Below are 11,150 nucleotides of genomic sequence, written 5' to 3' on the forward strand. Positions count from 1 at the left end.
TCCTCCCTTAACGTACGTCCCGCGCCGCACGGGCCATTCATGCCGAGGTACCGCCATGCAGACGAAATCCCTGTTTTCACGCCATTGTTTGCTTCTCTCCTCGACAATTCTTCTGCTGGGAGGAGGCACGAAAACAGCCTTTGCGGCCCTAGGCAAACATCATTCCCCTGCTCATAGCACCCAGCCCTATGCTGCAATGTCCGCCCCAGCCCCGGCGCGTCAAAAACGCACCGCCGTGGACAACACTGGTCCCGGAGAGACGATCAGCGTCTCTGTCAGCCGCCACAGGCCCGGCGGCGGCCTGATCAAACGCGAAACTGCGGCCCGCTCCGTCAGCACCGTTTCGCACGAATTCATCGCCAAACAGTCTCCGGCCTCCAACACCCTGGCCCTCGTCACCCTCTCCCCCGGCGCCAACGTCGCCATGGGAGACCCTTTCGGTGTCACCGATCAGTCCTCCGTCAGCGTCCGCGGCCTCAACCAGCAGGAAATCGGCTACATCTTCGAAGGCGCGCCGATGAACGACCCAGACAATTACACCCCGAACTCGTCGGAATGGGTAGACAGCGAGAACATGGAGAGTGTCCAACTCCAGCAGGGCGCGCCGGATATTGAAATTCCGACCGTTTATTCTGCGGGTGGTACGATGAACGTGCGGATCCGCAATCCGGAATATACGCGTTCCGGACAGGTGGATGTGAGCTATGGGTCGCATCAGATGAACCGGCAATTTCTGCGGTACGATACCGGGGAGATCGGACATACGGGGCTGCGGGCTTTTGCGTCGTTTTCGAACCTGACCAGCCGGGCCTGGCGTGGGCCAGGGCGGAACCTCCGCCGACATATGGATTTCAAGGCGATCAAGGACTGGGCACCGGAGAGCTATACATCCCTGTCTTTCACCTATAACAACGAGAACACGGCTTGGTACAGCACGCCTTCGCTGGCAGCCTGGAACAAGAGTGGGCTTGGCGGCGGGATCAATCTGGACGGCACCTACAAGTTCGGCGATTCCAACTATTACAAGGGGTTCCAGACGAACTGGACGGATTATTTCCTGAGCAGCCAGTCCCATCTGGCGCTGACCCACAAGCTTTCGCTGGATATTACGCCGTATTTCTATCACGGATCGGGAAATTATCCGCTGGGCGTTTATACGATCCCGACGAGCGGTACCTATTATGACGGCACGCAGCCCATCAATGGCCAACTTGCGGGCAACACCTATTCCCAGGATGGCAATGTCGCCGCGAAATGGGACTGGTATGGACGCGAGAGCTATACTGGGCTGAATGCGGCGCTACATTACGATTCCGGCATCAATCATCTGGTGGCAGGTGCGTGGTACGGTTACAGCGACATGAATGTGAGCGAGCCGTTCTCCGGGCTGGACGCAGCGGGAAATGTTTCAAACTCGCTGCTCAAGCTGACGGACGGGACCGTTCTCAATGGCTGGCGATATCATACGATCACGCAGATGGTCGGGCTATATGTCGGGGACGAAGTGCGGTTGCTCAATGATCGGCTGCATATCAATGTCGGGTTCAAGGAAGTCATGACCGCGCGCAACGGGACGCTCCAGCAGCCCGGCCCGCAATATGCCGTCGGCTACAACTCGGCCGAACCGCTCCCGCGCATGTCACTCAGCTACAAGGTGAATGACAACATCCAGCTTTTCGCCAATGCGACGACGAGTTTCCGCGTTCCGATGGGGTCTGCGTTCTACAACCAGTATAACAGCCCGTATGATGCTAGCCTTTACCAGACGGCGAACACGCATCTGAAGGACGAATACAGCATCGCCGAGGAACTGGGCGCACGATATCACAACAACTGGGTCACGGGGTCGGTGACGCTGTTCAACTATAACTTCGTTCACCACGCCATCAACCAGTACATCAATGCCGTTCCGTACTTCCTTGATGCGGGCGGAATGACGTCGCGGGGCGTGGATGCGGAACTGGGCTTTACGCCTTGGCATCACTTCTCTCCGTATGTGTCGGCGGAATATCTTTATGCGACCAACGACAACAACATCACGATGGGCGGCGTGACCTATGCCACGAAGGGCAAGATCGCAACGTCCGCACCGCGCTGGATGGCGGCGATTGGCGTTCAATACGATGACGGCACGTTCTTCGGCAGCGTATCCATGAAATATGTCGACAAGGAATACGGCACATTCATGAATGACGAACGCATTCCAGGTCACAAGCAGGTGGACATGATGCTGGGCGCCCGTACACATGACATCGGATTTTTCAAGAAGCCGAGCATCCGTCTGAACATCGTCAATCTGGGCGACAGCCACTATCTGTCTGGCGTTTACAGCACGGGGCCGGTTGCGGGAACGTCCAGCTATTATGTGGCGCCGTCCTTCGCCTGTCTTGCGACCGTTTCCACGGGGTTCTGAAGATCATGCAGAACGATCTCTCTCGGTCTTTCGATTTCATCGTCGTGGGCGCCGGTTCTGCGGGGTGCGTGCTTGCCAACCGCCTCAGCGCCGATGGGCGTTTCAGCGTCTGTCTCGTCGAAGCGGGGGGCAGCGACCATACGCCGAGAATCCGCATTCCAGCCGGGACGATAACGCTCTACAAAAGCCGGCGCTTCGCCTATCAGTTCCACTCAACCCCGCAGGAGCATCTAGCGGGGCGGCGCATTCATGTGCCGCGCGGCAAGGCGCTGGGCGGGTCAACCACGCTCAACAGCATGATTTATATCCGGGGCGACCGCACGGATTACGATCACTGGCAGGCTCTGGGCTGTACAGGCTGGGGATGGGACGACGTTCTGCCCGAGTTCCGAGACCTCGAACACTGTCACCGGCAGCTTGATCCGGCGTATCACGGTTTCAAAGGCGAACTGGATGTCACGACGCCGCGCGACGTCAATCCGCTGTCGCGCCGTTTCGTTCAGGCCGGTGTCAGCGCGGGGTTGCCGGAGAATACCGATTTCAACGGCCCGACGCTGGAAGGGGTGGGCCTGTATGACGTGACGCAACGCAATGGCTATCGGCTGAGTGCGTATCGGGCATTCGTTCATCCGATCCTGAAGCGGCCGAATTTCAGCCTGATGTCGGGCGTGCAGGTGCGCAATCTGGTGATCGAGGACCGGATGGCGCGGGGCGTCGTGGTCGTTCAGGACGGCACAACCCGGCTGCTGCGAGCAGAGCGGGAAATCGTGCTGTGTGCAGGGGCGATCGGCTCTCCACAGATCCTGATGGCGTCCGGGATCGGGCGCAGCGCGGATCTGATCGCGGCGGGGATTTCACCGGTGCATCACCTGCCGGGCGTGGGCCAGAACCTTCAGGACCATCTGGACGGGCTGGTTACGGTGCGCTCGAGCGATCATCGGACACTGGGATTTTCCGGTCGGTCGCTGCCGTCCGTGCTGATGTCTCCGTTCAGGTTCCTGTTCGGGCGCAAGGGGTGGCTGACCACGAATTATGTCGAAGCCGGGGGATTTGCGCGCACGTCCCTCGCCCGCGATGGCGTGCCGGATATCCAGTTTCATTTCGTGCCCGGTTATCGCAGTCCGCGTGGGCGGCTGTTTGAATGGGGGCATGGGATTGCGATCCATACTTGTGTTCTGCGGCCCAAAAGCCGGGGCAGCATCCGGCTGGCGACGGATGGCTCAAACCAGCCGGTCATTGATTTCAGTTTCGCATCGGACCCGCACGATCTGGACGTTTTGTGTGAAGGCATCCGTGCGGCACGGCACATTCTGGCCCAGGGCGCCTTTGACGGAACCCGTGGCACGGAAGTCGCACCCGGCGAGGACGTGGCGGACAACGCTCAGATCCTGGAGTATCTGCGGCGAAGTGCGGCCACGGTCTTTCATCCTGCCGGTACATGTCGCATGGGCGTAGATGACAATGCGGTTGTAACTCCGCGCCTGACGGTGCGCGGTATTTCGGGGCTACGGGTGGCGGATGCGTCGATCATGCCGACGCTCATCAGCGGCAACACCAGCGCCCCGAGCATGATGATCGGAGCAAAGGCGGCGCGGATGATTCTGCAAGACGCCGTTTGAGAAAAACGGGGGGCCTTAACGGTCCCCCGGCACACCGTACGAAGGTGCGGAAAGCGGGTTGAGGCCGCGCGTGACGTAGTCGCGCATCTGAGGCTGCCAGAGTGTCCACAGGCTCCGCAGATCGGTGAGCGGAGCGTTGCTCCAGTCCACACGCAGGTCCACTAGCGGCCAGCTCTGTTCTTCCACGACGATCAGCCCCGCGGAATGGACCGGACCGGCCTCCCCGCCTGCTGAGAGACCGGCTTCCATGGCGAGGATCAGCCGTTCGGCCAGGTCCAGCGACCGGCTGGAGGTGTTGAAGGCGTCCTTCATGAGAGCCGGGACGTCCACGCTGGCCAACATGTTGCCTGCGGCAGCGACATTGGTTCCGGCAATCTCGGCGTGGCAGCCCAGAACCTGCTCTCCGGCCCAGAGTGCGGTGCTGCCGGTGCGATCGAGGACGACGAGCTGCCGGAATGCCGCAAATACGTTGCCGCGGATCAGAATGTCCCGGCATTCCGCTGCGGTTGCACCTCGCTCCAGCAGATCCAGCCCCGCGGGGCCGAGGCGGGGATCGGTGATGTTCTGGGTGGCGACGACGCCGACGCCTGCTCTAGCGAAGGCGCAGCGACTGGCAACGGCGGGAGAAGACGACGAAACCGCCATCCCGAACTGGTCGGTGCGCTCACAGCGGGCGACAATGGAAAAGGTCATGGGCGGTGTCTTTCATGAAGCGCGCGGCGTCTGTGCCGCTCATCTGGGCCGCTCATCGTCTGAGATGGTCGAGCACCCCGTCAAGGAAGCGTTCTGCGTCGGCCAGTTCGGGCAGGGTAATGTATTCGTCGGCCTTGTGGGCGCGCGCGATGGAACCGGGACCGCAGACGATGCAGTCCAGTCCGAGTTGTTCCCCCAGAAGCCCCGCTTCAGTGCCGAAATCAATGACGCCAACCTGATTCTGCCCGGCTTCGTGCAGGGCAACGGAGCAGATATCGCTCGAGGCAGTAGCGTTCAGGCCGGGATAGGCATTCGTGATCCGCAGTTCGATCTCGCCGCCGCCGAGTTTTTCCGTAGCCTGACGGGCGGCGTCTTCCAGCCATGCCAGATAGGGGGCGCCTTCATAGCGAGGCAGAAGGCGCAGTTCAGCTGTGATCGTGCAGAGGTCCGGGACAATGTTCAGGGCGGCTCCACCGGAAATCAGGCCTGCCTGCACGGTGGAGAATGGAACGCCAAAGCGTGCGTCATGCTGTTCGGTCTGACGAATATGGTCCTGCAACCGCGAGAGCGCCGCGACCATGTCGCCTGCGAGGGTGATGGCGCTTTTTCCAAGGAACGGGTTTGCGGAATGAGCAGCCTGTCCGTGGCAGATGATTTCGAACGCGATTTTCCCTTTATGGGCGACGGCAACCTGCATGCCTGTCGGCTCGCCCACGATGCAGCCGAGTGCATCCAGATCGTCGAATTCGCCGTCTTCGCGGATGCCTTCGATCAGTGAGCGGACCCCGAGGCAACCGAGTTCTTCGTCATGGGAAATAGCGAGGTAAAGCGGGCGTTTGAGCGGCGGCGCGTCGTCCGCGCTAGCCTTGCGGGCAAGGTTCAGCATGCAGGCCAGAAAGCCTTTCATGTCGCTGCTCCCCCGGCCATACAACCGGTCTTCGCGCTGTGTGAGGACGAACGGGTCCGACGACCAGTTCTGGCCGGTGACGGGGACCACGTCCGCATGGGCGGACAGGACGATGCCACCTGCCACCTTCGGGCCAATCGTGGCGAACAGGCTGTAGCGACCCGGGACCCCATTGGTGGCGTCTCCGGGGATGCAGCGCACCTGCGCCCCGCAGGCCAGAAGATGCGCCTCGATCCAGGCTATGATCTCTCCGTTCGGCAGTCCGCAGACGCTGGGAAAGCCGATGAGTGACGAGAGGATGCTCTCGATTTCGGAAACGGACACCGGGCGCCTCCGCCGTCAGCCTGCCAGAGACAGACGGCGGTCTGCGATATGCTGTCCGAGATAGTCCGCATCGTGCCATACGCCCCAGATGAAGGGAGAGGCGCGCCGTGACAGCCAGGCCAGCCCTAGGAAATAGAGGCCCGGTACGACGGAGACGCCACGGTCGTGACGGGGGGCGCCGCGGGCATCGAGAACGTCGATGTCGATCCAGCTGAAATCGAATTTGTAGCCGGTGGCCCAGATGACGGTTTTAATCCCGGCTGCTTTCAGGTCGAGGCTCAGGGTTGGATCTGTAACGCAGGCCGGGAGGGCGCCTATGTTACGGGCTTCGGGCTCTTCGGGAAGATCCAGACCGTTTGCCGTGACATAGACATCTGCGGCATCGAGCATCGACAGGTAGTTGGCATCGCCGCCTTCGATATTCTTCCGGAGATCCTGAGCGAAATGCAGGCAGCCATTCTCGAAGCTCTCGGTTCGGCCCAGCAGAGTCATGCCGCTGGCGGCGAGGTCACGGAAGTCGACAGTGTGGCCGCCATGAGCGCCGCTGACGGCGATGGTGACGTGTTCCGTATCGGGGCTGGGAACTTTCATGTCCCATAATCCCAGCACGCCAAGCCACCAGACGAAATCACGGCCACGGTAACGACGGGGCGGACGATCATGCGGACCGACGGACAGCCAGACGTCCCGACCGGAAGCGCGCAGTTCGTCCGCAATCTGTGCGCCGGACGACCCTGCCCCGATGACCAGAACGCCTCCGTCGGCAATCTGCTGAGGATTTTTATAACTGTTCGAGTGCATCTGGTGCACATCGAACTCTGCAGGGATGATGTCGGGGAAGGACGGCTTCTGGAACGGTCCGGTTGCGACGACGACGTTCTGGGCCCTGATGATACCATCTGCCGTTTGCGCTTCAAATCCGATGCCGTCTGCGGCTTTGCGAAGGTGCCGTATTTCGACGCCGCAGCGAATGGGCATGTTGATCTGGGTGGCGTAGGATTCGAAATAGTCGACAATCTGGGCACGGGGGGCGAAGCCGTCGGGCGCTGTTTTGTCGAATGTCCGGTTCGGAAAACGATCGTGCCAGGCGGGACCGTTAGCGACAAGGGAATCCCAGCGTTCGGCACGCCATCTCTGAGCAATGTTTCCGCGCTCCACAGCGAGATGCGGCACCCCTCTTTTGCCCAGGTGTTCGCTCATCGCCACGCCGGCCTGGCCCGCGCCAATGATGAGGGTATCGACGTTTTCCGTTGTCATGCTGGACATTTCCTACTGGACTGACAGAAGAATTCTTCCACAACTCAGGAAGACCTCTCCGTTGTTGTATGGAAACGATATGCCTCTAGAAACAATCGAATTAATTATCGTTGCTTAGTCTTTTCCTAAGAGTTTTCCGGTGTGCTGCATCGGAAAAACGGGGGGATGCATTTGATAAATCCGTCTTTGCCGTCCATCGGCGACTCTTTAGAACATCGGGAAGACTGATATTTCAGACCATCTTTCTCAGGGATCGCCTTCATGACCGCACATGACGAGAAAAAAGCACGGATTGATCTTGCCGCCGCCTTCCGTCTTGCGGCCCGGCTTGGAATGCATGAGGCCGTCGCAAACCATTTCAGTATGTCGGTTTCACCAGATGGATCGCGCTTTCTGATCAATCCGAAATGGCGGCATTTTTCGCGTATCCGGGCGAGCGATCTGGTTTTGGTCGATACGAACAATGCCGACAGTCTGGCTGCCTGCGATCTGGACCCGACTGCGTGGGCAATTCACGGACAGTTGCATCGTCTGAATCCGGCGGCGCAGGTCGCGATGCATCTGCATCCGATCTACAGCACGACAATCTCTACGCTGCGTGATCCTACGATTTTTCCAATCGACCAAAACACGGCCCGCTATTTCAACCGGGTTGCCGTGGACACCCAATATGGAGGCATGGCAGACAGCGAGGCGGAAGGCGCGCGTTTGGCATCTCTTCTGAAAGACAGAACGCGACTGATGATGGGCAATCACGGCGTGCTGATCGTTGCGGAGACGGTTGGAGAAGCGTTCGACGACATGTACACAATCGAACGCGCGTGCCAGATCCTTGTAACTGCCTACTCCACAGGCCGTGAACTTTCCGTTCTGTCGGACGACGTGGCGGAGAGAACGGCGCGGGACTGGGAAAAGATCCGGGATTTTTCCATCAGACATTTTGAGGAAATGAAGCTTATCCTTGAGCGAGAAGAGCCCGATTACGCCGAATAATCAGGGCCGGTCCTAGGCCAGAGGCTTCATACCGGGGATTGCCGTGTCGGAAATCGAGGAGCGGCAATGGTGGACGAAAAGGTCCAGCAGGCGCGATTTACGGACGCCCTGCCATGTTGCCATGCCAATGACCATCGGGCGGTGATCGCCTGACAGCCGCACGCGGACGACCTTCTTGCCGTCGAGGGCCATATCGGAGCACGGACGGACATTCGCCAGCGTATAGCCATAGCCGTTTGCAACCATGGTCCGTACCACTTCCTGCTCGGCGGAGCGGGCGTAGATATTGGGTTGCAGGCCCTCCTGGTGATAGAGGGCGTTGAAATACTGCCTGCTGAGAGGGAGGTCGAGGAAGATCATCGGCTCGGCTGCAAGCTCGGCCAGATCCACGGACGAACGCTGCGCCATATGATGGTTTTCACTGACGAGGACATGAGGCGGAAGGCTGGCCAGAGGAATGAACTCGATCCCGGGAGGAAGATGCAGGTCGTACGTGATAGCGATATCAATTTCGGCCTGTTTGAGTTTTTCGGCCAGCCATTCGTGATTAGACGCCACCTGACGGATTTCGGCGGCAGGGTAGCGCGTACAGAAACTGTGGACGAGTTCAGGCATGATCATGGGGGCAAGCGTGACCATCGAACCCACCGAGAGCGTCCCCCTCACCTGATCCGTGGTTTCCGCAGCCAAAGAATAAAGATTTTCAGCCATCCCCAACACGCGCTTGGCCTCTTCCATCAGAATCTGTCCCACGGCTGTAAGGGACAAGCCTTGTGCGTGGTGACGGATGAAGAGCTGGACGTTCAGTTCAAGCTCGAGATGGGAAATCGCCGTAGAGATGGAAGGCTGGGAAATCGAAAGGCGCTCGGACGCATGCCGGATGGAGCCGGCCTCCCCGGCCGCTACAAAGTACTCTAACTGCCGGAGTGTATAACGCATTATGACAGCCTAACTCATTCGACGCGGGACGCATAACCGGAATATCGTTATGATTGGAACGAATACAAAAAAATTTCACTCTCGACTATATTTGGGCGTCCTAGCTAGAGCATAATCTGATCAATTCAGGTCACGTTTACACAAGATCCAATCCAGAGCCTTGCTGCGGCGATATTGAGGAAACTCATGAAGAACAAGGCGGTCTTGTCGTAGCCGGTCGCAATGCGGCGCATCTGCTTGAGGTGGTTGAACATCCGCTCGATGCGGTTGCGGCTTTATAGTCCGAGACCTGCCCGCCGGTGAGGACAAAGCCAAGAGGACGTCCCTGATTGTCGCATCGGGCGTGGATTTTGCTCGTAAAGCCGCCGCGTGATCGACCAAAAGCTTCCGCATGAGCCCCCCCCTTTTGCGCCAGTGGCCTGTGAATGGGCACGAACCACGGTGCTGTCGAGCTATGCTACCAGTCATCAGCCAGGCCAAGGTCTACAAGGATTTGCAGCAGGGCATCCCAAACAACCTGTTCGGCCCAGCGGCGAGACCGGACACAGACCGAATTCCATTTCCCGTAGCGCTCATGTATGTCCCGCCAAGGGCTTCAGTACGCAGGATGTGCAGCATACCATTGAGAAAACGGCGGTTATCTCCGGACGGGCGCGCCCAACGTCCACGCTCAGAAGGCAGAAGCGGACCAATTCATGCCTGTTCTCTCTACTCCTAGCCCTACAGGCAGGAAGTGAATCAGATCTCAAGCTGATCGTATAGATCTTTTGTCAACGTGACCTAGGTTCGAGAAACGCCGCCGCTATGGACGTCAGCTATAATATTCATGCAGCTGTTAGCAGACATTCCGCTTGCCCCCTAAGCTGCCCTCATACCGGACATACATACTTCTGATTAGCTTTCCCGATAGCAGACGTGCTTAAATTATTCTGATAAAAAACAAGATCAACTTCAAAGACCTTAGAGAACCCCACTTTTACGCTTTGAGAAGAATAGTCCCAATAGCCTGTCGGGATGCGAGACGCTTGTAAGCTTCCTCGTATTCCTCCAGTTTCCATTCGCTATCGATGACCGGGCGAACCGCCCCCACCTCAATAAAAGCCCGAATAGCGCTGAAGGCATTGGACACGGCCTCGTTCGTTTCCAGCCAAGCGTCGTATCCGAGCAGGCGCTTTTCATGAATGACGACTTCAGCCAGATCCAGACAGGCCTCAGCGCCGCCAGCAAATCCAATGGACACAACTGAACCCCGCTCACGCACTGATTTTATCAGTTCCTTCAGCAGCGAGCCGCCAACTGGATCGAATGCGAGGTCGGCTCCCTGGCCCGCCGTAAGGGAAAATACAACATCCGACAGGATCTCAGTTGAGAGATCTACAACCGCCGCCGCCCCACTTTTACGGGCAGCTTCTGCCTTCAGGGGACTGGAAACGACTGCAACAGGCCTCGCCCTCAAAGCTCGCGAAAGCTGGATCAAGGCGTGACCGACTGCTCCGGCTGCTCCTGAAATCAGGACCGTCTGCCCCGGTTCAATGCGTCCAACGCGTGTTAAAGCCTGGTATGCAGTTACATAATTGATAGGGAGCGCCGCGCCTTCGTCCAAACTGATCGTGTCAGGCAATTCGAAAACATGACTGTTTTTGACGGATACATATTCCTGTTGCAAACCGTCTTCCGTGATCCCTAATTGGCCACCGCCGTAAATTGCAACACGCGTTCCAGGTTGAAAGAGGTCGCTACCCTCTACTGTACCTGCGCCGTCATTGCTCAGAACCAGAGGCGCCTTGGCTTTATTGAAAAGACCTCGACGAATTTGCCCCGAAAGTTGATTGACCGTCGCGGCATGCATTTTGATCAAAGTATAACCTGGCCGAGACAAAGGTGGAGGGATCGAAGAACTGTTTGTTGATGCGCTTGTCTGATGATTTTAGTTTTTTGGCGCTTTGATTGAGGGTTTCCGGGGTGACTTTCGCTCTGCGTTTTGAGCAGATCACGGTCCATCGCC

General features: G+C 58.4%; 9 protein-coding genes and 1 pseudogene. 3 read left to right on the forward strand and 7 right to left on the reverse strand.

Annotation, left to right across the window (positions count from 1 at the left end; translation table 11 throughout):
• The first annotated feature begins 55 nt into the window (after window positions 1–55).
• Together J4P41_RS13655 and J4P41_RS13660 are read left to right on the forward strand one after the other, a co-directional pair.
• On the forward strand, window positions 56–2,413 hold the full coding sequence (locus tag J4P41_RS13655) for a TonB-dependent receptor (RefSeq protein ID WP_426067568.1): 2,358 nt from the start codon (window positions 56–58) through the stop codon (window positions 2,411–2,413).
• A gap of 5 nt (window positions 2,414–2,418) precedes the next feature.
• The gene (locus tag J4P41_RS13660) at window positions 2,419–4,032 is read left to right on the forward strand and encodes a GMC family oxidoreductase (RefSeq protein ID WP_426067569.1); all 1,614 of its coding nucleotides are present in this window, start codon (window positions 2,419–2,421) and stop codon (window positions 4,030–4,032) included.
• A 15-nt stretch (window positions 4,033–4,047) separates the two neighbouring features.
• On the opposite strand, the gene J4P41_RS13665 is transcribed toward J4P41_RS13660, so the two are convergent.
• Genes J4P41_RS13665 through J4P41_RS13675 form a run of 3 tightly spaced genes read right to left on the reverse strand, consistent with a single transcriptional unit; the run spans window position 4,048 to window position 7,213 of the window.
• The gene (locus J4P41_RS13665; RefSeq protein ID WP_426067570.1) at window positions 4,048–4,725 is read right to left on the reverse strand and encodes a DUF1028 domain-containing protein; all 678 of its coding nucleotides are present in this window, start codon (window positions 4,723–4,725) and stop codon (window positions 4,048–4,050) included.
• Window positions 4,726–4,777: 52 nt separating this feature from the next.
• On the reverse strand, window positions 4,778–5,956 hold the full coding sequence (gene argE / locus J4P41_RS13670) for an acetylornithine deacetylase (RefSeq protein ID WP_426067571.1): 1,179 nt from the start codon (window positions 5,954–5,956) through the stop codon (window positions 4,778–4,780).
• 15 nt (window positions 5,957–5,971) lie between these two features.
• Window positions 5,972–7,213: a flavin-containing monooxygenase gene (locus tag J4P41_RS13675; protein ID WP_426067572.1), complete on the reverse strand. Its 1,242-nt coding sequence runs from the start codon at window positions 7,211–7,213 to the stop codon at window positions 5,972–5,974.
• Window positions 7,214–7,474: 261 nt separating this feature from the next.
• Between J4P41_RS13675 and J4P41_RS13680 the strand changes: the two genes are divergently transcribed.
• The gene (locus tag J4P41_RS13680; RefSeq protein ID WP_426067573.1) at window positions 7,475–8,206 is read left to right on the forward strand and encodes a class II aldolase/adducin family protein; all 732 of its coding nucleotides are present in this window, start codon (window positions 7,475–7,477) and stop codon (window positions 8,204–8,206) included.
• Window positions 8,207–8,218: 12 nt separating this feature from the next.
• On the opposite strand, the gene J4P41_RS13685 is transcribed toward J4P41_RS13680, so the two are convergent.
• The 4 genes and pseudogenes from J4P41_RS13685 to J4P41_RS13700 all read right to left on the reverse strand — a co-directional run.
• Window positions 8,219–9,145 (reverse strand): LysR substrate-binding domain-containing protein, encoded by a 927-nt coding sequence (locus tag J4P41_RS13685; RefSeq protein ID WP_426067574.1) that lies wholly within the window; start codon window positions 9,143–9,145, stop codon window positions 8,219–8,221.
• A 125-nt stretch (window positions 9,146–9,270) separates the two neighbouring features.
• A pseudogene (locus tag J4P41_RS13690) lies at window positions 9,271–9,838 on the reverse strand (IS5 family transposase).
• Window positions 9,839–10,121: 283 nt separating this feature from the next.
• A complete protein-coding gene (locus tag J4P41_RS13695; protein ID WP_426067575.1) occupies window positions 10,122–10,994 on the reverse strand; it encodes a quinone oxidoreductase family protein in 873 nt (290 codons plus the stop codon).
• Window positions 10,936–11,150: hypothetical protein (locus tag J4P41_RS13700; RefSeq protein WP_426067576.1), on the reverse strand; the 215-nt coding region annotated here is incomplete at its 5' end. The genes J4P41_RS13700 and J4P41_RS13695, both read right to left, overlap by 59 nt.

The sequence above is a fragment of the Gluconobacter sp. NFX36 genome (genome assembly GCF_049887835.1).
GTDB classification, from domain to species: domain Bacteria; phylum Pseudomonadota; class Alphaproteobacteria; order Acetobacterales; family Acetobacteraceae; genus Gluconobacter; species Gluconobacter japonicus_A.